Origin of the sequence: Pyxidicoccus caerfyrddinensis, assembly GCF_010894405.1 — a bacterium.
GTDB lineage: Bacteria > Myxococcota > Myxococcia > Myxococcales > Myxococcaceae > Myxococcus > Myxococcus caerfyrddinensis.
Genome location: NZ_JAAIYA010000001.1, coordinates 238,798 through 265,074 on the forward strand (window position 1 = coordinate 238,798; position 26,277 = coordinate 265,074).

At 67.2% G+C, this 26,277-nt stretch carries 22 protein-coding genes; 13 read left to right on the top strand and 9 right to left on the bottom strand.

The genetic code is table 11. The features are described 5' to 3' along the window. Positions 1–32 precede the first annotated feature (32 nt). The gene (locus tag G4D86_RS00885; protein ID WP_163988343.1) at positions 33–992 is read right to left on the bottom strand and encodes a hypothetical protein; all 960 of its coding nucleotides are present in this window, start codon (positions 990–992) and stop codon (positions 33–35) included. A gap of 186 nt (positions 993–1,178) precedes the next feature. Continuing rightward, positions 1,179–2,144 (bottom strand): alpha/beta fold hydrolase, encoded by a 966-nt coding sequence (locus G4D86_RS00890; protein WP_163988345.1) that lies wholly within the window; start codon positions 2,142–2,144, stop codon positions 1,179–1,181. A gap of 144 nt (positions 2,145–2,288) precedes the next feature. On the opposite strand from G4D86_RS00890, the gene G4D86_RS00895 reads away from it, so the two are divergent. After that, complete coding sequence (locus G4D86_RS00895) at positions 2,289–3,071, top strand: phytanoyl-CoA dioxygenase family protein (RefSeq protein ID WP_163988347.1); 783 nt, start codon at positions 2,289–2,291, stop codon at positions 3,069–3,071. Between the two features lie 4 nt (positions 3,072–3,075). On the opposite strand, the gene G4D86_RS00900 is transcribed toward G4D86_RS00895, so the two are convergent. After that, positions 3,076–5,139, bottom strand: coding sequence for an ATP-binding protein (locus G4D86_RS00900; protein ID WP_163988349.1), 2,064 nt, complete (start codon positions 5,137–5,139; stop codon positions 3,076–3,078). Between the two features lie 198 nt (positions 5,140–5,337). On the opposite strand from G4D86_RS00900, the gene G4D86_RS00905 reads away from it, so the two are divergent. After that, complete coding sequence (locus tag G4D86_RS00905; protein WP_163988351.1) at positions 5,338–6,117, top strand: WbqC family protein; 780 nt, start codon at positions 5,338–5,340, stop codon at positions 6,115–6,117. 7 nt (positions 6,118–6,124) lie between these two features. Here the strand turns inward: G4D86_RS00905 and G4D86_RS00910 are convergent, their stop codons facing one another. After that, positions 6,125–7,897, bottom strand: a complete 1,773-nt coding sequence (locus G4D86_RS00910; RefSeq protein ID WP_163988353.1) for an ATPase — start codon at positions 7,895–7,897, stop codon at positions 6,125–6,127. Between the two features lie 188 nt (positions 7,898–8,085). Between G4D86_RS00910 and G4D86_RS00915 the strand changes: the two genes are divergently transcribed. From G4D86_RS00915 to G4D86_RS00930, 4 genes are all read left to right on the top strand, one after another. Continuing rightward, the gene (locus G4D86_RS00915) at positions 8,086–8,865 is read left to right on the top strand and encodes a DUF6209 family protein (RefSeq protein ID WP_163988355.1); all 780 of its coding nucleotides are present in this window, start codon (positions 8,086–8,088) and stop codon (positions 8,863–8,865) included. A 129-nt stretch (positions 8,866–8,994) separates the two neighbouring features. Continuing rightward, positions 8,995–10,656, top strand: a complete 1,662-nt coding sequence (locus G4D86_RS00920) for an acyl-CoA dehydrogenase family protein (protein ID WP_163988357.1) — start codon at positions 8,995–8,997, stop codon at positions 10,654–10,656. Between the two features lie 198 nt (positions 10,657–10,854). After that, positions 10,855–11,682 (top strand): serine/threonine-protein kinase, encoded by an 828-nt coding sequence (locus G4D86_RS00925; RefSeq protein ID WP_163988360.1) that lies wholly within the window; start codon positions 10,855–10,857, stop codon positions 11,680–11,682. 4 nt (positions 11,683–11,686) lie between these two features. Then, the gene (locus G4D86_RS00930) at positions 11,687–12,985 is read left to right on the top strand and encodes a hypothetical protein (RefSeq protein WP_163988362.1); all 1,299 of its coding nucleotides are present in this window, start codon (positions 11,687–11,689) and stop codon (positions 12,983–12,985) included. A 59-nt stretch (positions 12,986–13,044) separates the two neighbouring features. Here the strand turns inward: G4D86_RS00930 and G4D86_RS00935 are convergent, their stop codons facing one another. After that, the gene (locus tag G4D86_RS00935) at positions 13,045–13,665 is read right to left on the bottom strand and encodes a helix-turn-helix domain-containing protein (RefSeq protein ID WP_163988364.1); all 621 of its coding nucleotides are present in this window, start codon (positions 13,663–13,665) and stop codon (positions 13,045–13,047) included. A 215-nt stretch (positions 13,666–13,880) separates the two neighbouring features. Here G4D86_RS00935 and G4D86_RS00940 point away from each other — a divergent pair, with 215 nt between their 5' ends. Beyond that, entirely contained in the window at positions 13,881–14,156 is a 276-nt protein-coding gene (locus G4D86_RS00940) for a hypothetical protein (RefSeq protein ID WP_163988366.1), read from the top strand. Between the two features lie 16 nt (positions 14,157–14,172). On the opposite strand, the gene G4D86_RS00945 is transcribed toward G4D86_RS00940, so the two are convergent. Next, positions 14,173–17,196 carry an error-prone DNA polymerase gene (locus G4D86_RS00945; protein WP_163988369.1) on the bottom strand — a complete coding sequence of 1,008 codons (3,024 nt, stop codon included), beginning with the start codon at positions 17,194–17,196 and terminating at the stop codon, positions 14,173–14,175. A gap of 496 nt (positions 17,197–17,692) precedes the next feature. Here G4D86_RS00945 and G4D86_RS00950 point away from each other — a divergent pair, with 496 nt between their 5' ends. Together G4D86_RS00950 and G4D86_RS00955 are read left to right on the top strand one after the other, a co-directional pair. Further along, the gene (locus tag G4D86_RS00950) at positions 17,693–18,223 is read left to right on the top strand and encodes a hypothetical protein (protein WP_163988371.1); all 531 of its coding nucleotides are present in this window, start codon (positions 17,693–17,695) and stop codon (positions 18,221–18,223) included. 210 nt (positions 18,224–18,433) lie between these two features. Continuing rightward, positions 18,434–19,165, top strand: coding sequence for a hypothetical protein (locus G4D86_RS00955; RefSeq protein WP_163988373.1), 732 nt, complete (start codon positions 18,434–18,436; stop codon positions 19,163–19,165). Positions 19,166–19,192: 27 nt separating this feature from the next. Here G4D86_RS00955 and G4D86_RS00960 read toward each other — a convergent pair whose 3' ends face one another. The 3 genes from G4D86_RS00960 to G4D86_RS00970 form a co-directional block, all read right to left on the bottom strand. Beyond that, positions 19,193–19,558, bottom strand: a complete 366-nt coding sequence (locus G4D86_RS00960; RefSeq protein ID WP_163988376.1) for a response regulator — start codon at positions 19,556–19,558, stop codon at positions 19,193–19,195. After that, positions 19,555–21,132: a sensor histidine kinase gene (locus G4D86_RS00965; RefSeq protein ID WP_163988378.1), complete on the bottom strand. Its 1,578-nt coding sequence runs from the start codon at positions 21,130–21,132 to the stop codon at positions 19,555–19,557. Before G4D86_RS00965 ends, G4D86_RS00960 begins: the two co-directional genes overlap by 4 nt. Positions 21,133–21,414: 282 nt before the next feature. Next, complete coding sequence (locus G4D86_RS00970) at positions 21,415–22,242, bottom strand: alpha/beta fold hydrolase (RefSeq protein WP_163988380.1); 828 nt, start codon at positions 22,240–22,242, stop codon at positions 21,415–21,417. Between the two features lie 126 nt (positions 22,243–22,368). Between G4D86_RS00970 and G4D86_RS00975 the strand changes: the two genes are divergently transcribed. The 4 genes from G4D86_RS00975 (at position 22,369) to G4D86_RS00990 (ending at position 26,201) form a co-directional block, all read left to right on the top strand. Beyond that, positions 22,369–22,857: an NfeD family protein gene (locus tag G4D86_RS00975; protein ID WP_163988382.1), complete on the top strand. Its 489-nt coding sequence runs from the start codon at positions 22,369–22,371 to the stop codon at positions 22,855–22,857. Continuing rightward, complete coding sequence (locus G4D86_RS00980; RefSeq protein WP_163988384.1) at positions 22,857–23,975, top strand: SPFH domain-containing protein; 1,119 nt, start codon at positions 22,857–22,859, stop codon at positions 23,973–23,975. Before G4D86_RS00975 ends, G4D86_RS00980 begins: the two co-directional genes overlap by 1 nt. 86 nt (positions 23,976–24,061) lie before the next feature. Next, positions 24,062–24,433: a hypothetical protein gene (locus G4D86_RS00985; RefSeq protein WP_163988386.1), complete on the top strand. Its 372-nt coding sequence runs from the start codon at positions 24,062–24,064 to the stop codon at positions 24,431–24,433. A gap of 265 nt (positions 24,434–24,698) precedes the next feature. Continuing rightward, positions 24,699–26,201, top strand: a complete 1,503-nt coding sequence (locus G4D86_RS00990) for an ATP-binding cassette domain-containing protein (RefSeq protein WP_163988388.1) — start codon at positions 24,699–24,701, stop codon at positions 26,199–26,201. Positions 26,202–26,277: the final 76 nt, after the last annotated feature.

Sequence of the window (26,277 nt, forward strand, 5' to 3'; positions counted from 1 at the left end):
ACGCCGCCCCGGACGCCGGTGACGCGCCGGCCTTACCCGCCGCAGGCGCCGCAGTCCGGCCGGCAGCTGTTGTACCAGTTGACGTTGCCGCACGACTCGGTGACCTGGCAGGTGCCGTCACCGCACCGGTAGACGTCCTGGTCCCGCAACCGCGTGACGAGGGGCCGGTACGTGACGGTGCCGTAGGTGCAACTGGCGTAGAACAGCCCCGAGGCATCCAGCGTGCAATGATTGGCGCACTCCCCGACGAAGTAGATGGGCAGGCACTGCTTGCGCTGACTCCCCGAGTTGTCCACCACGGCGCACGCCCGCGAACTGCTCAGGCTCTGGTTCAGCAGCGTCCCCCGGCTGCCCGCGTAGATGCCCTGCCCGGTGAAGAGGTTGCCGAAGAAGCAGGACTCCTGCTTCGGGAAGGTGTTCAGCTCATCGCTCGTGTACGCGATGACCTGCCCCTGCGCATGCCGGCCCAGCACGGAGATGGGGACATTCGCGCCGTAGGGATTCACATGGGCGGCCAGGCACGCGGAGATGAGCTGCTGCTCGAGCAGGGGCGCTGGCGAGCCACCGGCCCACACCGGCGCCAGGCCCAGCGCTCCCGTCCAGGTATACGTCTGCCCCGACGTGGGCCGCGTGTACGTGCGCGTCTGTCCCGCTGGCACGGCGCAGCGGATGATGTAGCGCATCACCTCGTCGGCCTTCGCCGGGTTCGACTGGAACCACGAATGGAAGGACTGCGTCGTCAGGCCGTTGAACGACAGCCCGTTGAACGACAGCCCATTGAAGGACAGCCCGTTGAATGACAAGCCATTGACCGACAGGTTGTTGTCGCTACGGACCTCCTGGACCTGGGACTGAAGCGCGGGTGGCTCGGCGGGTGGGTCCTCCACCGACCCGCAGCCGCCCGTCCCCAGCAGCAGGACGCTCGACACCAGGGCCCACGAAGCAACACGACTCCCCATGCCGCGGCAGCGGCCGGACTCGACGGTCTGCATGTGATTCCCTGCCCCTCACATCCATGATGGATGTAAAATCACAGTAGCAGGTGAGACACGGCTCCGTCCCCCGCCGCCCCGCATCCATCCAATGACAGACAGTCCTTCCATCATCGACTGAACACAGGGGCGCGCCAGTATCCAGAAATGGATGTCCTGGTCCGAAAAGATGCGACCCGTTTTTTCTCAGCCCGGGAGCGGCTCGGCGGACGAGCCCGGACGGGCCGCCTCCATGCCGTGCTGCACGAGGAAGGCGCGGACGGCGTCGGCGATCTCCGTGCCCGCCTCCAGGAGCCCCGCGTGGCCGGCGTCATCCACCTGCATCCAGTGCGCGTGGGGCATGGCGTCGCGCATGCGCTCCACCTCGCTCAGGGGCACCAGGGTGTCGTCCCGCGCGGCGATGATGAGTGTGGGCACCCTCACGCGGCGCACCACGTCCCACGCGTGCCCCTCCGCCAGCCCGCGCAGCGTGTACCAGTACGCCTCCGGGCTCATCCGCCGCAGCGCCTGCATGAACTCGTCGATGTCCGCTCGCGGCGCCCGGGCGCGCAGCGCGCCCACCGCGCGTCCCAGCGGATAGGCGAAGCGGCTGGCCATCACCGCGTGCGCCACCGGCGCCGCCAGCGGCAGCGCGGGCGTGGTGGCCCGGAACAGGCCCCGGGTGGCGGACAGCGCCACGCGCGCGCGCAGGCTGTCGCTCCCCGAGCCCGGCGCCCCGGGCGTGCCGGCGATGAGCGTCATCGCGGGCACCAGGTCCGGCCGCTTCCGGTACAGCTCCAGCAGGACACGCACCCCCATGGAGAAGGCCACGTGCAGCGGCGGCCGCCCGTTGCCCCGGGCCATGACGGCCTCGGTGACGCGCTCCAAATCATCCACGTGCACGGGCACGCGGTAGTCGCCGCTGATGGAGTTCTCACTGCTGCCGTGCCCGCGGTAGTTCCAGTGCACCACCCGGTGGTCCTGCTCCAGGTTGGCGACGATGTATCGCCAGAAGTTCTCCGACGTGCCGATGCCGTTGGTCAGCAGCACCGTCGGCCGCACCGAGAGCTCCGCGTCGGCGGCGTCCTCCAGCAGGTTTCCCTGGTGCGTATGCCAGGCCACCCGGGTTCCATCCGGGGCGGAGACGAAGCGCGTGGAGCGGCGGTAGGGCATGCCACTTCCAACCATGGGGCGCCCCGGCGGGTGGCGCAAGGTCTCCCTGCCACCAGGCGGGCGCCCCCGTGGCACACCGACCTCCTTTCGGAACTCCACCGTGACGCTCCCCGCTCCGACCAGGGCCGGGTTATGAGTGAGCGCATGCTCTGCGTGGACGCGGAACAGTTCGATATCAGCCTCGCGCTCGCGCACTACGCCGAGCACGGCTTCGCGCGGCTGGGCCGCGTGCTCGGTGACGAAGGCCTGGAGGCCCTGCGCGAGCGGGCGGACGACCTCATGCTCGGCCGCGTCGTCCATGAAGGCATGTTCTTCCAGCCGGACGCGGCCACGGGCCGGTACGAAGACGCGCCCCTGGGGCTGGGCTGGCAGGGGCCGTCGCTGGACTACCGCAAGCTGGAGAAGCTGGAGAAGGACCCGCGCTTCCTGGCGTGGCTGGAGAACCCGCTGTTCGAGCGCATCGCCCGCGCCCGCATCTCCGGCGACGTCGTCCTCTACCGCGCCATCCTCTTCCACAAGGGCCAGGCCGGAGGCAGCAACCTGCCCTGGCACCAGGACGGAGGCCGGCTGTGGGGCCTCACCCGCGAGCCCGACCTTCAAATCTGGACGGCGCTGGACGACGCGCCCGAGGACGGCGGCTGTCTGGAAGTCGTCCCCGGCAGCCACCGGGACGGGCTGGTGACGGCGCTGGGCGGCGTCATCCCCACGGACGCGGTGGCCGCCGCCGACGCCGAGCACCGCGCCCTGCGCCTGCCCGTCCGCGCCGGCGAGTCCATCCTCGTCCACAACCACGTGTGGCACCGCTCCGGACGCGGCCGTCCCGGGCTGCGCCGCCGCGCCTTCTCCGCCTGCTACATGGGCGCGGATGTCCGCTGCCTGAGGAAGAAGAAGGCCCCGCGCGTCTTCCCGCCCGTGTTCCGCCGCTGAAGGCTCAGGTCAGCAGGAGCGGGCGCAGGGGCGGCAGGGGCACGTCGCGGCCGCGCTGCGCCACCGGGAGGACGACGCGGAAGGTGCTGCCCCGCCCCTCCTCGCTCTCCACGGTGATTTCGCCGCCGAAGCCGGTGACGATGCCGTGGCAGATGGACAGCCCCAGCCCGGTGCCCTCGCCCACCGGCTTGGTGGTGAAGAACGGATCGAAGATGCGCGCGCGCACCTCGGGCGGCATGCCGACGCCGGTGTCCTTCACCTCGACGATGACCCTGTCTCCCGAGTGGCGCAGCACGAGGCGCACCTCGTGCTGGTCCGGCTTGCCCTGCGGAATGGCCTGCGCGGCGTTGATGAGCAGGTTGAGGAACACCTGCCCGAAGCGCCCCTCGTTGCCCTCCACCAGCGGCACCTCGCGGTACTCACGAACAATCTGCGCCCGCATCTTCAGCTCGCCGCGCGCCATCGTAATCGCGGACTCGAGCACCGCCTGCACGTTGACGGCGGTGGCCACCTCGTCGTCCCCGCGCGAGAAGGTGCGCAAGTCACGGACGATCTGGCGCACGCGGTGCGCCCCGTCGGACGCCTCGCGCAGCACCTCTTCCATCTCCGCGATGCGCCCCGGCGGCAGCTCGCGGGACACCCCCTGCAGCTCTCCGACGAGGAAGGACAGGTTGGACAGCACGAAGGCCAGCGGGTTGTTGATTTCGTGCGCCACGCCGGCCGCCAGCGTGCCCACCGCCGCCAGCCGGTCCGCCACCACGAGCTGCGCCTGCATGGCTTTGCGCTCGGTGACGTCCAGCGACACGCCACCCAGCAGGCGCCGGCCGGAGCGCTCCTTCACGATGAAGCGGTAGGTGAGCCAGTAGCGCTCGCTGCCGTCCGGCGACGGAATCATGCCCTCGCTGGCCCAGGCCTTCCCCGACGAGAGCACCGCCTGGTCCTCCCGGCGCACGTGCTCGGCGGACGCCGCCGGCATCAGCGCCGTGTCGTCGATGAGCGCCAGGTCCACGCCTTCCGGTATCCGGAAGAAGCGGCGGTAGGACTCGTTCACCCAGATGCGCCGGCCCTGCTCGTCCTTGATGAAGGCCACCACCGGGCTGTTGTTCATGAAGGAGGCGAACAGCTCCTGCGACTCCTGCAGCGCGGCGAGCGCGGCCGTGCGCTGCACCATCAGCTCCTGGCGCGCCTTCGCCTCCGCGGCGTTGCCCATGGCCGCGCCGAGCAGACCCGCCATCAGCTCCAGCGTGCGCACGTCCCGGTCATCGAACGCGTTCGTCCGGCTGGAGATGACGTTGAGCGCCCCCACCGGCCGCGCCTCGCGCCACAGCGGGACGCAGATCATCGAGCGCGCCCCCACCTGCCGCGTGGCGTGCACGTTGACGCGCACGTCCTCCTCGGTGTCGTCCGTGCGCATGACCTCGCCGCGCAGCAGGCTGGCGCCGGTGAGGCTGCCCTCCACCTTCAGCTTGAAGCCGGTGTGCTGCGCCACGCTGCCGGTGGTCACGCGGTACTCGACAATCCCCTCCTCCACCAGCGCCACCGCCGCGCCGTCCGCGCCGCACAGCACCCGCGCGCGCTCGCACAACAGGCGCATGATTTCATCCAGGTCCAGCCCCGCCAGCGCCACGTCCGCCTGCGTCTGGATGATGGCGGCCAGCCGCTCCATCTCCCCGCGCGCCGCCTCCTCGGACGTCCGCCGCAGGCGCCGCGCCGCGCCGCGCCGCTCCAGCATCAGCCGCCGCGCGCGCACCTCGCCCGGGGAGAAGGGCGCCACCAGGTACTCGTCCACGCCCGCCGCCAGCAGCGGCTCCAGGTCCGCGTCCGAGTCCGTCCGCGCCAGCCCCAGCACCAGCGGCTCGTCCGGCCGCGCCCGCATCCGCAGCGAGTCCAGCCACCGCGCGTCCGCCGCCAGGTCCCCGGACTCCACCACCAGCACGTCCACCACCCCGTGCACCAGCGCCGAGCCCGCCTCCAGCACCGTCGAGGCCACCGATACCTCCTGGCCCTGCCGACGCAGCTCCTCCGCCACGGGGTGCTGCGGCTCCGTGCTGACGCAGAGGAACTTCATCCCGCCCTTCCTGCTCCCCCGAAGGAAGCCGTGCATTTGAAATCTTACAGCCCCGCAGTACTACAATCCAGGCCCGGCCCCGCCCCCAAGGTGCGGGTCCTGCCTGCCCCACGGCCCTGCCAGCGGGCTGAAAACAGGTGACTCCGCTGGAGGCTGGAAGGTCACTGCCCGCAGCGGCGGCCGCATATCATCGAAAGCGTGCCGGGTATCCCTGGAATCCTGGTGGCCGAGCAACCGCACTACCTGCCGTGGGTGGACTTCTACGAGCAGGTGGCGCGCGCGGGCACCCTGCTGGTGCTGGACAACGTGCAGTGGCTGCGGCGCGGCTGGCAGCGGCGCACGCGCGTGGCGCTGCCGGCCAACGTCCCCCTGCCCCCGCCCACCGAGCCCGGCTTCCAGTGGCTGTCCATCCCCCTGGAGGCGCCGCACCGGGATGCTCTTATCGCCGACCTGGCGGTGGACCCGCGCCAGCCGTGGCCGCGCAAACACCTCCACGCGCTGGTGACGCTGTACGGGCGGCGGCCTTACTTCGCCACGCAGGTGCTGCCGTTGTTGGAGCCCTTCTACGACGCGGCGGCGCGCGAGGCCGGGCCGGGCTCGCTGCTGCGGGTGCTGCTCTCGAGCATGGCGTTGTTCCACGAGCCGCTGGGGCTGCGGCCCCACGTCATGCGGGCTTCCACGCTGGCGCGACAGGGTGACGACAAGTCGGGGCGGCTGGTGGCGTACTGCCAGCAGCTCGGGGCGCACACCTACTACTCGGGCCTGGGCTCGTCGCTGTACCTGAAGACGGGCCTGTTCCGGGACGCGGGCGTGCGCGTGCTGTGGCAGCGCTTCCGGCACCCGCCCTATTCGCAGGGCCGCGAGGGCCGCTTCGTCCACGGCATGTCGATGGTGGACGTGCTGGCCAACGTCCCCGTGGACGAGGTGCGCCAGTGGCTGGAGCCCTCGCCCTGGGGCCCCTTCGCACCGGCCCCTTGAGTGAGGCTCAGGGCGTCTTGTTCTGGTCGAAGCGGACGAAGTAGCCCCGCACCGCCGAGTCCAGCAGTCCGTGGTCCAGCCGCGGCTCGGTGCCCTGGTAGTGGGCCATGTCGATGACCTGGTCGAGCAGGTCGCGAGGCTGGCAGGCCGCGAAGGGGCGGTTCATCGGGCGGTAGTGCGTGTCGATGAGGTAGTCCACGGCGGCCGCGTCGTAGGCCACGCCGCGCTTCTTGCACATGATCTGGAAGATCTCGTGGAACTGCTCCTCGTCCGGGCGCTGCACCTCCAGCTTGTAGCGGACGCGGCGCAGGAAGGCGTCGTCCACGAGGTCGCTGGGATCCAGGTTGGTGGAGAAGGCGGCGAACACGTCGAAGGGCACCTGCACCTTCTTGCCGGTGTGCAGGGTGAGCATGTCGATGTCGCTCTCCAGCGGGACGATCCACCGGTTGAGCAGGTCCTTGGGGGACACCTTCTGCCGGCCGAAGTCGTCGATGAGGAGCATCCCGTTGCTCGCCTTCATCTGGAACGGGGCCTCGTAGTACTTCACCTCCGGCGAGTAGACGAGGTCGAGCATCTCCAGCGTCAGCTCACCGCCCACCACGACGAGCGGGCGCCGGCAGCGCACCCAGCGCCTGTCGTACGCGGGCGCGCCGTCGTCCTCCACGGGCTTGTGGAGGTTGGCGTCGAAGATCTTCACCACGAAGTCGTCGATGAGCAGCGCGTGGGGGATGAAGATGTCCCCGTCGAAGCAGTTCACCATCCCCTGGCAGATGGCCGTCTTGCCGTTGCCGGGCGGGCCGTAGAAGAAGATGGCGCGGCCAGAGTTCATCGCCGGGCCGATGCCGTCGAAGATGTAGTCGCGGATGACGAGGTCGCCGAACTTGTCCTGCATCCGCGCGCGGGTGATGCGGGTGCCGCGGACGGTCTGCTTCTTCACCGCGGCCACCCACTCCTGGAAGGGCACGGGCGCGGGGCCGTTGTAGCGGTTGCGGTCGTTGATCTGCCGCAGCACGTCCGTCACGAACGGGGTGAGCTGGTAGATCATCGTGGACTTGCCCACGCCGGACGAGCCACCGCCGCGGATGTCCACGTACTTCTGGCGGCGCAGGCCCTCGATGATGTCGTCGACGATGGCCGTGGGGAGCTGGAGGCGCGCGGCCAGGTCCATGCCGCGCATCTCACCGGCGGCGAAGAGGGCCTTGAGGACCAGCTCCTCGATGAAGGTCGCCGTGAGGCCCGTCTCGTCCAGGCCGCGCGGCTGCTGGGGCCAGAACCTGTCCCCAGTGACGACGGGCATGGAGCCGTCCGTGTTCCGGCGCTGCATGGGGCGGCGCTCGGCGCCCGGGGCGGGAGGTGGGGCGGCGGCGGCGGGGGCGCGGCGCTCGGGGCCGGTGTACGCGGGGGTGGAGACCTGGGGGGCGGGAGCCGCCCGGGGCGCGGGAGGGGCGGCGGGCGGTGGGCGGCGCTCGGGTGGTGGGGCGAGCGGGGCCGGAGCGCGGCGCTCGGGGATGGCGGCGTCCGGGGAGACGACGACGGAGCGGCGCTCGGTGGGGAAGTCGGGGCCCTCTGGCGGTGGTGGCGGGCGCTGGGCGGCGGGGGCTGGCGGCCGGGGCGGGAGCGCGGGGCTGGTGCCGGTGAGTCCCGTGCGCGCGCGAGGCGGGCCGGAGAGCACGGGGGATGCGGCCGGAACCGCGGGCGTCTCCACGGGGGTGACGCTGCGGTTGTCTTCGTCGGCCGGCTCGCCTGCGGCCGGGGGGGACGGCCTCCTGAACAGGGACATTGGCGCTCGCTCGAGGGTGTTGGCCCCGGAGCCTACCGCATGGCTGCTGTTTCAATGAAACACCACGGTGACGGGTTTGGGCGGAATTCCGGTGGGCCCGGGTTTTCCGTGTCGGAGGGTTGTGGCATGGATGCGCGCCCCTTCGCCCCCGCCGGAGGGCACTCACCCCTCTCACCGGAGCTACATCCGTGAAGCGACTTCTGTCCCTGCTCACCCTCCCCTTGCTGCTCGTCGGTACCGCCGCGGCCGCGCAGACGACGACGCCCGTCATCACCTTCAACGCCAACTGGACCCTGGCCGAGTCCGCGCCGCTCGTGGCCGGAGGACAGGTGCAGGTGGCCTATGACGCCACCCGCCTGCCGCAGTGCCGCACCACCCTGCCGGATGGGAGTCCCGGTTGGAGCCTCACCGGGTACTACCGGCTGAACGGTGGCACCGTGGGGAGCTTCGACGTGGCGGGTGCTCCGACCACGGGCGCCGCGCCCGTCATCGCCCTGCCCGTGGCAGGCCCGCTGGAGGTGTGGTTCCGCGTGGCCAGCGCGGGGTGTGAGGCGTGGGATTCGAACTATGGGACGAACTTCCGGTTCACCGTGCAGCCTGCGGGGACGGCGGTGCCGCCCACGATTGTGTTCCAGGAGGGCTGGGTGGAGTACGTCGTCGGCACGCTGAAGGCGGGCCAGCCGTTCGTCGTGGACTACGACCTCGACCGGCTCCCCGAGTGCCGGCTCCTCTACAACGGCGCGCCCACGTGGGAAGTGTGGGTGTACTACCGGTTCGACAACGGCGTGACGGGGAGCAAGAGCGTCACGGCGGTGTCCGGGTACTCGCGGTTCGGGGTGCCGGTGACCCTGACTCCGCCGGCTGGGGCGCGCTCGGTGTCGATGTGGTTCGAGAACTGGGACCGTGGGTACTGCCACCGGTGGGACTCGAACTTCAGCGCGAACTACGGGTTCAGCTTGCAGCCGTAGCAGCCTGACTCCGTGTCGTCACTGGATGCCCCGTGGCCCCTGGCTGCGGGGCATCTGTGTTTGCGTGGGTCGAAAGTGTCCCCGTTGGGTTGTGTGCCCATCCGGAATGCCGGGTGTTAATTTCGGCGCATGAGCTTCTTCCAGGAACCGCCTCGACTTGGGAACCAGTACGACGACGACGCGCTCTTGCAGAGCTACCTGGCGCGCACGCTGCCGGAAGACCTCCGGCGCTCGCTGATGGATGAGTTCCGCGAGTTGGGGGACCTGGGTGGGGGCTATTTCTATCAGTTCCAGCTGCGGGACCGGCTGAACGAGCCGGAGCTGACGCAGTGGGATGCGTGGGGCCACCGCATCGACCACATCGAGGTGTCGCCGCTCTGGAAGGAAGCAGAAGTCCTCGCGGCAAAGCGGGGGCTTGTGGCGACGGCGTACGAGCAGAAGAGCGCCGAGCTCAGCCGCGTGCACCAGTTCGTCCTGAACTACCTCGTACAGGCATCGCTCGATGTGCACTCGTGCCCGCTAGCGATGACGGATGGTGCGGCAAGGTCGCTGCTCAATCTGGGGAACCGGGAGTTGATTGACCGTGCCCTGCCCCACCTGACGTCGAGAGACCCCGCAGGCTTCTGGACGTCCGGCCAGTGGATGACCGAGCGGACCGGTGGCTCGGACGTGGGCCTGACGCAGACGGTGGCGCGGCAGTCTCCCGAGGAGTGGAGACTGTACGGGACGAAGTGGTTCACGTCCGCGACGACTGCACAGATGGCGCTGACGCTGGCGCGGCCGGAGGGCAACGGTCCCGGTGGCAAGGGATTGGCCATCTTCTATGTGGAGACGCGGGATGCCGCAGGGAAGCTGAATGGCATCCAGATCAACCGGCTGAAGGACAAGTTCGGGACGCGGAAGGTTCCCACGGCGGAGTTGACACTGGATGGAACGCTGGCGATTCCGGTGGCCGGGCTGACGGATGGCATCAAGCACATGGCGTGGATGCTGAATGTGACGCGCACGTGGAATGCCATGGGCTCTGCGTGGAGCATGCGCCGGGCGATGGCGCTGGCCCGTGATTACGCACAGCGACGGGTGCAGTTCGGCGCGAAGCTGGCGGAGAAGCCGCTCCACGTGGACACGCTGGCGGGACTGGAGGCGGAGTTCCAGGCGGGCTTCATGCTGGCCTTCCGCGCGGTGGAGTTGCTGGGGCGAATGGAGGCGAAGGTGGCCACGGAGCAGGAGTTGCTCCTGCAGCGGCTGGTGACGCCGCTGGCGAAGCTGACGACGGGGCGCCAGGCGGTGCACGTCACGTCGGAGGTCTCCGAGGCGTTCGGCGGCGCAGGATACGTGGAGGACACGGGCGTGCCGAGGTTGCAGGCGGACTCGCAGGTGTTGTCCATCTGGGAGGGCACTACGAATGTGCTGTCTCTGGACGTACTGCGGGCGCTGGCGAAGGACGGCACGCTGGAGGCGTTCTTCCACGAGGTGGAGGGACGGCTGGCGAAGGTGCGGGACCCGGGCCTGCGGCCCTGTGTGGACGCGGCGAACAGCGCGCTGGATCATGCCCGGGCATGGGTGTCTGGTGCGATGGGGAATCCCGCGACACTGGAAGCCGGGGCTCGGCGGTTCTCACTGACGCTGGGGCGGACGATAGAACTGGCGCTACTATGCAATCATGCTCAGTGGTGCCTGGATAATGAGCACGGGCCGAGGAGCAAGGCGGCGGCACGGCGGTTCGCACAGCATGGTGTGGACCTCATCTGGGATGAGATGAATGCGGATGACGTGCGCCTGCTGGGGTAATTTTGCCCCTCTTTTCAGTCGCATCAGCTTTGATGCCGTAAGGGCCTGCAACTAACCGGCGCATAATACAGTCCTACGGTGGGTCGGACATGCCCCAATGCTTACGTCTGGCACCGAAGCTTGCTTACCAACCCCTAGAGGCATACGGTCAGTACCACTCCGACTCCGCACTTACTGCGGAATCGGAGGGGGGAACCGATGCCTTTCGATCCACCGCTCTCTCTGCAGGAACTCGAAAAGGCCTTCAGTGGCAAGTTCACAGTACTGAAGGAAGTTGCCGCTGGCGGCCAAGGAGCTGTCTTTGAAGCCAAGAATCAGATGCTTCAGACAGCGTCTTCGCTAGCACTAAAGATCTACTTCGGAGAGCAGATTGAAGAGCGGGCCGCACGCGAAGTAGAGGCTCTGCGAACGATCACTGGGCCAACACTCACAAGCCTTCACGATGCTGGAACAGTCTCAATTCGAGGCGAGCGTTGCTTCTACATCGCAACTCAATTCGTGAATGGCGACACCATCTCATCAGTAATAGCAAAAGGCCCGATAGCTCCCCAAAGCGTCGCAAACATCGCTCATGACATCGCACTGGCGATCGAGAAACTCTGGGAGGCCAGAATTGTCCATCGCGACATTAAACCCAGCAACATAATCATCAACGACCAAGCAAGATCAGTCCTCATTGATCTTGGACTTGCTCGACATCTGGCCCTCGACTCCCTCACCAGTATGGGCAAGACGTGGGGCACCATCGGCTACCTATCCCCTGAGCAAATGGAGGCCCAACGCGCACTAACCTGCAAGTCTGACATGTTCTCGCTAGGAATTGTCTTGCAAGAATGCCTCCTGGGGCGCCATCCAACGCATCGACAGCAACTTCACCTCAAGAACGGCGGCATCCCGACTGCCAACCTAGCAAAGAACACTCCAGCCCCGCTGGCCAAACTAATTGATTCGATGGTGCACAAGAATCCCATCAAACGGCCCCTGCCGCAGACTGCTTGCCAACTAGCCCTACACTGCATTCCCTAAAGCCATGAAGAACTTCTACGCAATTGCTCGATTTAGAATGGCAACCCCCGCCGATACGGTCGACGGAGGCGTCATAATCCCTGCCGGGATAGCGGCCCCGGTTCTTGCTCGCAGAAAATTAAGCAAGAAATTCCCGCACCTCCGCCGCCGCCTTCTTGACCCACAAATCTACCTTGCAAACCTAAGCGCCTCACTATGCGCGGAAACATGCACCAACCTCATAAGCTATGGCTGGTTCGGGGAGGCCTCCATCGACCAATACGACAGTCAGAAACTTACTCAGGCCCAATGGAAGGCCAGCGTCATTGGAGACGTGCTGAAGAAGTGGAAAGGCAAGCTTCCTTCCGCAGACGTCGACATCGACAACTCAATAACAACTTGCCTTGCACTCCAAGCCGCCATGGAGTGCGAAATGCTAATTCTTCCAGCACCACTCATTAGCTCAACAAAAGACATATCGACATCCCTCCAGTGGCTAGATCGGGGCTTGGCGGCAACACAAAAGCTCAAGCTCACATCTCCCGCCCTTGCAACAATAGCCATTTCCGACCACTGCCTGCGCGCATTTGAAGCTTGGTCGAACCCCATTATAGATTCAATTCTCGACCAAGTAACAGCCCGAGCTCCATACGGAGCATATGTGGTTCTCGAACAAGCAAGCGAAGACGGTTATTATTTCAACCATCCCAACACAGTAAGCTCCCTACTTAGGTTAGTAGATGGGCTCAAAGCAGGCGGACTGAAACACGTCCACGTCGCATTCGCAGGCGTCGCTGGCCTCTTGTCACTAATTGCCGGAGCCGACACTTGGTCTGCCGGATGGTATAGATCTCAACGACGCTTGCGCCTACGGGATTTTGAGCAAAAGGAGGGTCGCGCCTATCCAGCGTACTATTCGCACGCGCTGGCAGCAGAGCTTCATCTTGACGCAGATCTTGATGCAACAATCACAGGGGGTTTTCTACCCAAGCTTGGTGACAACACCCCAGCAAGTGAGGGGCTACTAAGAGCGCTTTCGACTGGCAAGAGAGTTTCGTCGGTTCCAGAATGGCAGTATCGCCAGTCCAATATCACAAGGGCAACCGAACACTTCTTGCATGCCATGACTAGAGAGACAAGGAAACTCTCCAGCATGACCCAAGACCAGCAAATAAAGTATGGAAGAGACTGGCTTGACGGTGCAACTCGGCTTGCAGCCGAAATATCTAGAATCGGAACTGAGTTCAACGCCCGAACGTCACTGATCCACCAACTGACGTGGCAACAGGCTTTCGATGAGTACTGCTCAAACGCCCAATCGTAGCTAGCCTACATCCGATGTGGATGACGCCCGCCCCACCCAGTAGCCGCCATCTACATCACTCAAGCATCATGCGATCGTCGCTGTTCCCAAGCGCGCATAACAATCCAAGCCCAACTAGGTGAATTCACCTTCCGGAAACGCCCTCGCAGTTCAACGCGAACACTATCGCGACCAACACCAATCAGCCCTAGCCCTGAATGTCGGCATTCGGCACGCAACTCTCGCAACCCAACCAACTCCTCTGGGACGGCAACGTATGACTTATTGGAAAACTGCAAGTATGATTTTGCCTGCTCGACTGCATCCCGCCACTTAATCAGCTTTGCTTCGACAGCAACAACTCTCGCGGACAGGGGGAATCTTCCCGCGACCAGTACATACCGGTCAGACTTCATTCTAACCAATCCCAATCGCCTTAACTTGCGCACCGACTCAACCACCCGCGCAGGCTGAACAAACAGCCGCTCCGAGAGTTCTTCACAACTTAGAGATCCCTGCCTTGAGAGTTCGGCCACCACGAACGCATCAAAGAATGACGCCCTCCCAAAAAAATCGAGCCGTTTACGCTTCGCCTTGGGTAATTGCACAAACAGCAAATCAGGGATAACAGCCCCCACCTGCAGTTCGTAGAAACATCTGGATTCATCTCCGGGCAATTCACGCTTCAGAAACGGTTGCATCTGTCTCGCAAGAACCTGAACAAGCTCAGACTCAAGCGAAAACGACGCCCGCTGGCGCGGCCTAGTCTTTGTGCTTCCTCCCTCAGTCATTTAGTTTTCACCCACATAAAATCATTCCGGCACAGTGATCGCTATTAGCACGAATCTGGGCGTGCACAACCGCAGCCTGACATATCACTATGCTGCTGGCACTGGTCTCCCTGGTGGGTTTCATCGTGGCTGTGTGGAGCTACGTGGAGGAAATGACCTCGGGCGCGACGGTGCCCTACCACACCGTCGTCAGCGACACGGAGAAGCGCTTCGCCAACCTCACCCGCAACGTGGACGTGGGGCTGGAGACCTACGCCGACCTCTTCGAGCAGCTGGAGGTGCTCCCCTTCGCGGTCGGCTTCGACCTGACGGCCTTCGGGCTCGACGGGCTGCGGTGGGCCGCATCCGTCTTCGCCACCGCCGTGATGGTCGTGGAGGGGATGCTGTACCAGGGCACCTGACGCTCCGTCGTGCCACTCATGCTCGGGACAAGCAATGAACGCGACGGGTCTTCACGTTCGTCACCTTTCCCGAGCGCTCCAGCACTCCCTGTCCCACGATGAACAGGGCGCCGTGGATCTGCTTCCGGCACGCCTCGTATACGTCCGGAGGCACCACGAGGTTGGCGATGCCCGTCTCGTCCTCCAGCGAGATGAAGCAGATTCCCTTCGCCGTCGGTGGCCGCTGCCGGCAGATGAGCATCCCGCCCACCGCCACCTGCTGCCCCGAGCGCACCTTCTTCAATCCCTCCGCCGTCACCGCGCCCAGCTTCTTCAGCGTGGGCCGCAGCAGTTCCAGAGGGTGCTTCTCCAGAGACAGCCCCACCGTGTCGTAGTCCGCCACCACGCGCTCATAGAGGCTCATCGACGGCAGCTCCACCTCCGTGCCGTCCATCGACATACCGAAGAACAGGTCGTCCGAGTCCAGTGGGCCCAGCGCCTGTATCTCCCACAGCGCCTTGCGCCGAGAGCCGCACAGTCCCGCCAGTGTTCCCGCCAGCGCCAACCGCGTCAGCTCGTGCCGGGGAATGCGCGCCCGCCTCGCCAGGTCTCCTACGTCGCGGAAGCCCTCCCCCTTCGCCGACTCCACCCGGCGCCCCGCGGACTCTCCCAGCCCCCTCACCATCCGCAACCCCAGCCTCAGCGCCTTCCCGCCCTCCTCCAGCGTGCAGTCCCACCTCGAGCGCTGCACGTCCACCTCCCGCACCTCCACCCCATGCCGCTGCGCATCCGCTACCAACGTGTGAGGCGCGTAGAACCCCATCGGCTGTGAGTTCAGTAGCGACGCCGTGAAGGCCGCCGGGTAGTGGCACTTCAGCCAGCTCGACGCGTACGCAATCAACGCGAAGCTCGCCGAGTGGCTCTCAGGAAACCCGTAGTGCGCGAAGCCGCGGAAGTTGTCGAACCACTCCTCCGCCTGTCCTCGCGCATACCCACGGGAGATACAGCCCTCCACGAACCTCCCCCGGTACTGCAACAGCATCGACTCCGCCCGCTTGTGGCTCAGCACCCGCCGCAGCCCGTCCGCCTCCCCCGCCGTGAAGCCCGCCGCCACCATCGCCAGCTTCATCGCCTGCTCCTGGAAGAGCGGCACCCCCAGCGTCTTCCCGAGAATCTCCTTCACCGCCTCGCTCGGGTACTGCACCTGCTCGATTCCGTTCCTCCGCCTCAAGAACGGATGCACCATGTTCCCGACAATCGGCCCCGGGCGGATGAGGGCAATCTCCACCACCAGGTCGTAGAACGTCCTCGGCCGCAGCCTCGGCAACATGTTCATCTGCGCGCGGCTCTCAATCTGGAACACCCCCACCGTGTCCGCCTCGCACAACATGTCGTAGACCTTCGGGTCCTCCGCCGGAATCGTCGCCAGCGACAGCTCCCTCCCGTGGTGCTCCCGAATCAGCGCGAGGCACTTCGACAGCGCCGTCAGCATCCCCAACGCCAGCAGGTCCACCTTCAGCAGCCCAATCGAGTTGATGTCATCCTTCTCCCACTGGATGACCGTGCGGCCCGGCATCGCCGCGTTCTCCACCGGCACCAGCTCCGTCAGCGGCTCGCGCGTAATCACGAACCCACCGACATGGATGGACAGGTGTCTCGGAAAGCCCTCCATCTCCATCGCCAGGGACAGCGTCTTCTGCACCCGACTGTCAAAGGCAGACAGCCCCGCCTCCAGCAACACCTCCGGCGTCACCTGGAATCCATTGGCCGCCGCCACCTTCGACAGCTTGTCCACCTGATCCAACGACAGCCCCAGCGCCTTGCCCGTCTCGCGCAGCGCCAGCCGGCCCCGGTAGCAGATGACCTCGCACACCATCCCCGCCCGCTGCCGGCCGTGCTTCTCGTAGACGTACTGGAGCACCTCCTCGCGCCGCTCGTGCTCGAAGTCCACGTCGATGTCCGGCGGCTCCTTGCGCTCCATGCTCAGGAAGCGCTCGAACAACAACCCCATCCGCACCGGATCAATCGCCGTAATCTGCAATGCGTAGCAGACCGCCGAGTTCGCCGCGCTCCCCCGCCCCTGGCAGAGAATCCCCCGCCTCCTCGCGAACCCCACGATGTCCCACAGCGCCAGGAAGTACCCCGCGAAGTCCAGGGCGGCGATGAGCTTCAATTCATGCTCAATCTGTTTCACCACCTCCGGCGGCACGCCCCCCGGATAGCGCACCACGAGCCCCTCGTACGTCAGCGCCCGCAGGTGCGCGTTCGCCGTGCGCCCCTCGGGCAGGTCCTCCTCCGGGAAGCGGTAATGCAAGTCATCCAACGAGGCGTGGCACCGTGACGCCAGCTCGATGGACCGCTCCAGCGCCTCCGGCCGGTCCGCGAACAGCCGCCCCATCTCATGCGGCCCCTTCAGCGTCCGCTCCGCGTTGGGCAACATCCGCGTCCCCGTCTTGTCCACCGTCGTCCCGTGGCGGATCGCCACCAGCACGTCCTGCAAGGGCTGCCGCCGACGGTGGTGCGTGTGCACGTCGTTGTGCACCACCACGGGCACGCCCAGCTCTCGCGCCAGCGCGTCCACCCGGGCCTCTCGCGCCTGGTCTCCCGCCGACAGCGTCCGGCACAGCCCCACGTGGAAGCGCTCCGGGAAGGCCTCCGCCAGCGCCGCCACCCGCTCCACCGGGGCCGGCTCGGGCAACAGGGCGAGCAGTCCCGCGGAGCGGTCCGCCAGCGCCCGCCACGGCAGCCCCGCCTCCCCCTTCGGGTGCGTCATCCGGCTCTGCGACACCAGGCTGCACAGGTTCGCGTACCCGCCCGCGTCCGCCGCGTACACCACCACCGGCGGGGCGTCCTCCAGCGTCAGCTCGGCCCCGAGGATGAGCTTCAGGCCGTGCTCCTTCGCCGCCAGGTGCGCCTTCACCACCCCGTACAGCCCGTCCGCGTCCGTCAGCGCCAGCGCTCGCACCCCGAGCCTCGCGGCCGTGGCCACCAGCTCCTCCGGATGCGAGGCGCCGCGCAGGAACGAGAAGTTGGAGCGGCAGACGAGCTCGGCGTAATCCACAGCCGATCAACATACTGAGCGGGCGTTCAGGCGCTAGGTTGGATCGACACTCGGCGAGAGAGGAGACGTCATGGGTTGACGCCGGCCAGGACGATCTCGCGTGTCGCGCCAGACTCACTCCAGGCCGAGCACATCGTCCCCCGCTGCCCGTCATGCTAATGAGCGTCAGGAAGTGAGGTTAAGGCTTGGGCACGTGGAGGATAGGAAGAGGTAGCGCCGATGGCATGGCAGCCTCGTCCTCTAGCGGTGCACAGTGGGGAGCACTGTTGTGGGCGAGGGACGAGGTAGGTCAAGGCAGGCGGGGGGCACGACACGCCCTGGAGGGTGCAGAGTCCCTCATGGAAGCTTGGCTGTCGTGCTCCGGGAGCACCTCTTCTCCCGTGCGCGGGCGAGCGGTCGCCTCGGGCTCGTAGGGAGGGTGTCCACGCGCCGAAGAGCTATGAAGTCTTGCACGCGCTATCTTCGGGCCTCACGACCAAGAACTCGGAGAGCGCTCATGTACGAAGCATTCCGAATCGCTCGAGTGCATGAGCGAACGGGAAAAGACCTGCTGCACCTCGATTTCCGCGAAGCGCCCGAGGGCATGGCCCTCGTCATCCATCCGCAAAGAAACGCGCCTCAGGCACTTGAGTTGCGGATTCTTGGAGACCCCATCGAGGTCGATGACGCCATCGCCGAGGAGCGATTCACAGCGGAGCAGCTTCGACTCTACCACGAACTGCAAATGGCTGAGACCAAGCCCCTGTCTGGCCCACAGGAGCGCCCGGCGGGCGCAGCCCTGACGAGTGGGCGCATCCGCGCGCTCTGGTCATCTACGCGCTTGACCTTCATCAGGAGGCTCATCGAGCCTCTCGCGCCCGATGACATCTTCGTGGTTGAGGTGTCGGGCCAAGCCACCTATGCGATGTCGCGGCGCCAGTTCGAGGCGGATTTTCCAAACGTCGTCGCGAGTAGGGCCTATTCCGAGTACGGCAGCTACAACTATAAAGACACGCCTCAGCGAGCATCTGCCTACATTGTTCGTTAGGGCCCTATCCCAGCGTCACTTGAGAGCTCGCCAGAAGTGAGCCACCTGCGCTCTGCCGAAGTGACAAGGGACGGACCACGATTGCCCGATTCGCTCCGCCCGAGGCGACTCACGCCTCCGCCCCATGGCTTCAACCGCCCCGAGCATTCACGTCACTCCCTGAAACTCATTAGGAGCCGACCCAGGACCCCAGACCCGAGGCCCACGCACGTGCGCTCCCCACGAACCTTCATCACCCGGGTGCTCGGAGCCCTGCTCGGTGGCTCCCGTGTTCCACCCCGGAACGAGGCACCAGAGGCCCGGGAGGTCGAGCTCGACTTCTATCTCCGCTCCCTGAACCGCTACCGCGTCTACGTGAGCGACAGCGAGGCGAGGCCTGTGACGTGGCTTCGTGTCACCGGCTTCGAGGGTGGTGTCATCCAGGCGCGCAACGGCGAGTCCCTGGGACGCGCCTCCGTCCGCCGCTACGCGGTGACCTATCCCAGCGGTGTGCTCGTCACGGTCAAGCCCGCCCATTCGAGTCCCCTGCCGTCGGGTGCACACTTCCAGCCCACCGACGCGCCGACGTCCGAAGTCCTACGGGACTCCGACCTCGACATGGGCCGGGCCTACGTGCGCATCGACTTCGCCGCCTCGGGTCCTAAGCCTCATGACCCGAACCACTTCACGATGACCTTCAGCAACATCAGCCACCGGAGGATCCGCGTCCTCCGCTTCGGCGGCTACCAGAAGGAGGGGGACGTCTACCGGGTCTCCACCTTCACCGAAGCCCTCTTCAACTCCGACGACTTCATCAACTGGTACGCAGCCCCCGCGGATGGCTGGATTGCGCCGGGGCAGAGCGTCAGCGACCCCGCCAGCTACGGCGGCGGCCTGTGGGCCTACCACTGCGAAACCGAGGACCACCTCACGTTCATCGCGAGCGGCTCGCCGGCCTCCTGACGCTCCCGGCGGCCGGCGGACGCGGCTTCAGCAGTGCTGTGCAATCGCCGACACCAGATCCTCCAGCCGGGGCGGCTTCTTGATGAAGCTGGCCGCATTGAGCTTCTCGGCATTGCCCTGCACGTCCCGGTACGCGGACACGACCACGACCGGAATGTTCGCAAGCGCCGGGTCCTGGCACTGCGCCTCCCGGAAGGCATGCCCGTCCATCACCGGCATCATCAAGTCCAACAGGATGAGGCAGGGCAGCGCCTCCGTGCTCCGGAGCCAGGCCAGCGCCCGCTCTCCATTCGACGCGCCCACGACGTCACAGCCCTGCTCCTCCAGCAGCTCCACCAGGGCCTCGCGAATCTCCGTGTCGTCCTCGACCACCAGCAGCTTGTGCCGCTTCACGAGGACACCTCCACGCCCTCAGACGCCCCTGGCGCCGCCGGCCTGGGAGTGCGTGGCAGGGTGACGATGAACCGGGCCCCGCGCGGCTCCACCTCCTCGATGCCGATGGTGCCTCCGTGGGCCTCGGTGATCTGCCGGGCGACGTACAACCCCAGGCCCATGCCTCCGAAGTGGCTCATCGAGACCGCGCGCTCGAAGCGACCGAAGATCCGCGCCCGCTCGGTTTCCGGCACGCCCGGCCCCCTGTCGGAGACCGTGAGGACCGCGGTGTCTCCCTCGGCTCGCACCGTCAGCTCCACGGGCGTTCCCGCCGCGTACTTGAGGGCGTTGGACAGCAGGTTGGTGAGCACCTGCTCCACGCGAAGTCGGTCCCACTCACCCGTGACGGGCTCGCCCCCTCGAAAGGTCAGCTCGCAGCCCTCCTTGGCGGCCTGCTCGCGGAAGCGGTCCACCAGGTCATCCACGCTCTTGGTCAGGTCGAACCGCTCAGGGGACAGGACGAGCCGTCCGCTGGCGATGCGGGACACGTCCAGCAACGCCTCCACCAGCTGGGTCAGCCGCTCCCCGCCCCGGTACGCACGCTCCGCCTTGTTGCGGAGCTTCGGCTCCAGGACCTGGCTCCCATGGAGCAGGCTCTGAAGCTGGAGCTGGATGGCGCTCAGCGGCGTCTTCAGCTCGTGCGACGCGATGGAGAGGAACTCGTCGCGCAGACGGATGGCCTCCTGCGCCTGGGCGAGCCGGAGGCGCTCCGCCTCCGCATTGCGCTTGTCCGTGAGGTCGCGCGTCACCTTCGCGAAGCCGATGATCCTGCCGTCGAGGTCCCGCATCGGCTGGATGACGACGTTCGCCCAGAAGCGCGTGCCGTCCTTGCGCACCCGCCACCCCTCCTCCTCGAATCGTCCCTCGGCGGCCGCGACCTCGAGCTCCCGGTCGCACTTGCCGTCCGCCACCTCCTCGGGAAGGTAGAACCGCGAGAAGTGCTGGCCGATGATCTCCTCGGGCGCGTAGCCCTTGATGTTCATGGCGCCCGCATTCCAGGTGGCCACGTGGCCCTGGGGGTCGAGCATGAAGATGGCGTAGTCCTTCACGCTCTGGATGAGCAGCCGGAAGCGCTGCTCACTCTGGCGAAGCGCCTCCTCCGCCGCGCGCCGCTCCGTCAGGTCTCGCGTCACCTTGCTGAACCCGTACAGCTTTCCGGACTCGTCCCAGAGCGAGGTGATCACCACGTCGGCCCAGAAGCGCGTGCCGTCCTTGCGCACCCGCCAGCCCTCGTCCTCGACCCGCCCGTCCCGGACGGCGATGGAGAGCAGCCGCTGGGGCCTTCCGTCCGCCACGTCCTCGGGGGTGTAGAACCGGGAGAGGGAGTGGCCGACGATTTCATCCGCCAGGTAGCCCTTGATGGACTCGGCCCCGGAGTTCCAGGTCTGGACCCTTCCTTCCGGATCCAACATGAAGATGGCGTAGTCCTTCACGCTCTGGATGGCGAGCCTGTAGCGCTCCTCACGCTGGCGCGGCGCTTCTGGCTCGGGCGCGCGCTCCGGGGACGGCTGGACGGGATGATGGCCGATGCTCAAGGATGACTCTCCAGCGGTTGGACTCAGGGACCCGACAGTCGCAGCCTATGGAATAAGGACTCGCCCCCCACATGTAACCTGTTGAGGCCCAACGAACTGTTCAGTCATGCACTTGTCATCCGGGCAGCGGAACCTCAACCGTCCATGCGGGCCGGCAACCGCCTCGACGTCCGTTCCAGCGCGGAGGAATGCTGGGCTCTACCTGAAACCGGCCGGTGGTTCACGGGCAGTGCGGCCTGCATGGGATGGGAATGAGAGGGATTGCGCAATCCCTCTCACCGCTCACACCGCCTGGAGCTGGGCCCCGGAGACCTCGTCCAGGAACGAGGAGATGGCGGCGTTCACCGCCTCCGGCTGCTCCAGGTTGCTCATGTGCCCGCCGTGAGGCAGCCGCAAGAGCCGTGAGCCGGAGATGCGCTCATGCAGCCGGTCCGCCATCTCCGGCAGCGTCACCGCGTCCTCCTCGCCCACCAGGATCAGCGTGGGCGTGGTGATGCGGTGCAGCTCGCCCTCCACGCTGCGCCGGTGGATGACGCCGTCCATGGCCCTCCACACCGCTCGCGGGTTGCTGGCGAGCTGCCGGCGCAGCGCTTCCCGCTCTGCCCGCCTCGCCGGGTCATTCATGAAGGTGGGCCCGAAGTAGATGTGCATGATGCGGTCCACCACCGGCCCCAGCCCCAGCCAGTGCGTCACCGCGGAGAGCAGGCGGAAGCGCGGCAGGTTGCTCGGAAGCTCTGCCGCGGCGGACGTGTCCAGCAGCACCAGCGAGCTCAAGAGCTCCGGGTGACGCGCCGCCACGCGCAGCCCCACGAAGCCTCCCATCGACAGCCCCACGAAGTGACACGGCGCCAGCCGCAGCGCCTGGATGACGGACACCGCGTCCTCGTACACCGTCCTCAGGTCTATCGGCTTGCCGTCCTCGGGCGCCTCGCTGTGGCCCTGCCCGCGGTGGTCGTAGCAGATGCACCGGTAGCGGCCCTTCAGCGCCTCCACCTGCCGCGAGAACAGGTGCGAGTCCCACAGCAGCCCGTGGCTGAAGAGCACGGGCTCACCGGGCCCTCCAGAGTCCTCGTAGTAGAGCTTCGCGCCACGAATGGACAGGAACGGCATGGATATCCAGGATAGGGCGGTGGTCCGGAGCCGAAACCCCCGGCTCCAGGGCGATTGTTTCCTGCCCCATCCCAGGCCCCATCCCTGGGTTTGACAGGACGGCGAGGCGGCTGCCAAACATGGGGCATGGACCTCACCCCCACTGCCTGGCAGCTCTGGATGGTCGCGGCGCTGGTCTGCGGAGCGCTCGAAATCAAGCTCTCCGGCTTCGTGATGCTCTGGTTCTCCCTGGGGGCGCTGGCCTCCTCGCTCGCCGCCTCGCTGGGCCTGGGTATCAACGTCCAGCTCTTCCTCTTCACCGCCGTCTCCGCCGGCCTGTTCGCCGCCTCGCGCACCATCTTCAAAAACGTTTTCATGCGCACCGCCTCGCATTTGAAGACAGGTATCGAGGCGATGCTCGGCCAGGAGGCGGTGGTGGTGGAGATGCTCGGCGAGCCCCATGGGGGCACCGTGCGCATCAACGGCGAGCTGTGGACGGCGCGCTCCCTGTCGGGGCTCGTGGCCGAGGGCGAGCGCGTCACCGTGGAGCAGGTGGAAGGTCTCAAGCTTTGGGTGCGCCGCCCTTCGGCGTCGCTGTCGGTTCCCGTCGCGGAACACAAGAAGGAGAGGGCCTAGTGGACTTCGTAACCGTGCTTCTCATCATCGCGGCGGTGGCGGTGGGCTTCGCCCTCGTCACCGGCATCCGAATCGTCCCCCAGGCCAAGGTCATGGTGGTGGAGCGGCTGGGCAAGTTCCACAGCGTGGCCACCAGCGGCCTCAACATCCTGATTCCCTTCCTCGACAGCCCCCGCGCCATCGAGATGCGCGTGGGCAACCGCGTCATGCGCAGCAACCTGGTGGACTTGCGCGAGCAGGTCATGGGCTTTGAGACCGTGCAGGTCATCACCCATGACAACGTCAACATGGAGGTCGGCTCGGTCATCTACTACCAGATCGTCGACCCCGCGAAGGCGCTCTACCAGGTGGAGAACCTGGCGCTGGCGATTGAACAGCTCACCATGACGAACCTGCGCAACGTCATGGGCGGGCTGACGCTGGACCAGACGCTCACCAGCCGCGAGACGGTGAATACCAAGCTGCGCATCGTGCTGGACGAGGCCACCGAGAAGTGGGGCGTGAAGGTGACGCGCGTGGAGCTGCGGGAAATCGAGCCGCCCCAGGCCATCAAGGCCGCCATGGCCAAGCAGATGACGGCCGAGCGCGAGCGCCGCGCCGAGGTGACGAAGGCCGAGGGCGACAAGTCCGCCGCCATCCTCCAGGCCGAAGGCGAGAAGATTTCGCGCATCCTCCGCGCCGAGGCCGAGCGCGACGCCGAGGTGGCCCGCGCCGAGGGCCACAAGCGCGCCGTCATGCTGGAGGCCGAGGGCAAGGCCGAGGCCACCCGCCTCGTCTTCGAGGCCATCCACCAGGGCCGCGCCACCCCCGAGGTGCTCGCGCTGCGCTACATGGAGACGCTCCAGGAGCTGGGCAAGGGCGACAACAAGATGTTCATCCCCTACGAGGCCACCGCCGCCCTGGGCGCCGTCTCCGCCATCAAGGACCTCTTCAGCGAGGCCATGCCCAAGCGCGCGCCCGCCCAGGCCGCGCCCGCCACCCGCGCCCCCTCCGCCGCCGCGCTGAGCGCCCAGGCCATTGCCCGCGGCGCCGCCGTCCCCGAGGCCGCCACGCTCGTCGGCACGCCCGCCGTCCCGGTGCGCCGCACGCGCCCGGCCTCCGAGTCCCAGGACGACTGACGCACCGTCCTACCTGCCCCGGCGCGGGAACCTATTTCGCGCCAGGGTGTCCTGGAGGCCGGACACCGCAGTCACCCGGAGACACCATGCAGGAAGCATTCATCGAAGGCGGCTGGGGGATGTACCCGACGACCCTGGCCGGGCTCGCCCTCGTCCTCACCTGCCTCCAGTACGCGCGCCGGCCCGAGGCGCGCTACGTGCCGCTGATGCTGTCGCTCGGGATCGTCACGCTGATGGCCGGCGCGCTCGGCTTCGCCTCCGGCATCATCTCCGTGCTGCGCCACTACACCGGCGCCGGCTCGGAAGCGCCGACGTCCGTCCTCTACGTGGGCTTCTATGAGTCGCTCCACAACGTGAGGCTCGCGCTGATCATGTCCACGCTGGGCGCCATCGTCGCGTCGGTCGGCGCGCTGCGCCTGGCTCGCGGGGCGGCGGCTTCCCGCGCGGCCCTGGGCTGAGGCGACGCCGGAAATTCCCCCGGTCAGGGCGCCTGCGCGCGCCTCGTCCAGCCGGGCCAGCGGGCGTGCCGGGGTTGCATTCCGGCGCGCCCCTTGCCATAGATTGCCGCGCTGCTCGTTCCACCCGGAGGGCCTGACAACCCCTCCCCACGCGAGGTCCGACGTCCCTTGAAGCTGAGCCGCTGAATCCCCAGGCCCGTTTGCCTCTCCCGCGCTGAGCCGCCTTCCGGCGGGCTCGCGCCCTGGATTCAGGAGCTCGCTTCATATGTCATCCATTCGCGCGCACCGCGTGTCGTTCGCCTTTTCCGACGCCGTCCCCGTCCTCTCCGAAGTCGACTTCCACCTGCCCGCCGGCTGGACGGGGCTCGTCGGCGCCAACGGCGCTGGCAAGTCCACCCTCCTCCGCCTGCTCTCCGGTGAGCTCACGCCCACCGAGGGGCACCTCCAGCTCGAGCCGCCCTCGCCCACCGTCATCCTCTGCCACCAGGAGGTGGAGACGCTGACGCCCGACATCACAGCGTTCGCCGAGTCGTGGGACTCGCTCGCGCGGCGGCTGCACGGGCAATTGGGGCTGGACGTCACCGCGCTGGAGCGCTGGCCCACGCTGTCCCCGGGCGAGCGCAAGCGGTGGCAGGTGGGCGCGGCCCTCGCCGCCGAGCCCCATGTGCTGCTCTTGGACGAGCCCACCAACCACCTCGACGTGGAGGCCCGCACGTGGCTCATCTCCGCGCTGCGGCGCTTCCGGGGCATCGGCGTCGTCGTGTCGCATGACCGCTCGCTGCTGGAGGCCCTCACCACGTCCACCCTGCGCGTGCATGCCGGCGGCGCGCGGTTGTGGCCCGGCGCGTACTCCGCCGCCCAGGTGCACTGGGAGGCCGAGCGCGAGGCAGAGGTGGCCGCGTACCAGGGGGCCCGCGCCGAGCAGCGCCGCGCGGCGCACCTGCTGGACCAGGCCCGGCGCGAGCAGCAGGCCGTCACCGCCAACCGCCAGACCCGCAAGCGGATGAAGGACAAGAACGACAACGACGCGCGCTCCATGGGCGCCAAGGTGGTGGCCGGCTGGGCCGAGGACGGCGCTGGCAAGCGCGTGGGCGTGGCGCGCCGCGAGTTGGAGCGCGTCAGTGACGCGGTGGGCGAGTTCACCGCGGACAAGACGCTGGGACGCTCCGTCTTCGTGGGCTACGTGCGCTCGCCCAACCCGTGGCTCTTCACGCTCGACGTGCCGGCGGTGCGCGCGGGGGACGTGGAGTTGCTCGGGCCGGTGAAGCTGTCCGTGGGCCGCGAGGCGCGCGTGCGCGTCGAGGGCCCCAACGGCGCCGGGAAGAGCACCCTGGTGCGCGCGCTGCTGGAGCACGCCCGCGTGCCCCTGGAGCGCGTGCTGTACCTGCCCCAGGACGTCGGCGCCGCGGAGGGCCGGGCCACGCTGGACGCGGTGCGCGAGCTGCCGCCAGAAGAGCGGGGCCGCGTGTTGTCCCTGGTGGCCGCGCTGGGTGTGGACCCGGAGCGGCTACTTGCCTCGGAGCAGCCGTCCCCCGGCGAGGCGCGCAAGCTGCTCATCGCGCGCGGCCTGGGACAGCACGCGTGGGCCCTGGTGCTGGACGAGCCCACCAACCACCTGGACCTGCCGTCCATCGAACGTCTGGAGGCGGCCCTGCGCGAGTACCCGGGGGCGCTGCTGCTCGTCACCCATGACGCCGCGTTCGCGCGCGCGTGCACCACGGAGTCCTGGCGCGTGGAGCATGGGCGGGTGGAGGTGAGCGCGGGCTGAAATTCGAAACGGCCGGGAAGATTCAATCGACCCCTCGTTCTCCCTGCACACCCGACGCATTCCGCGTCCCGCAACC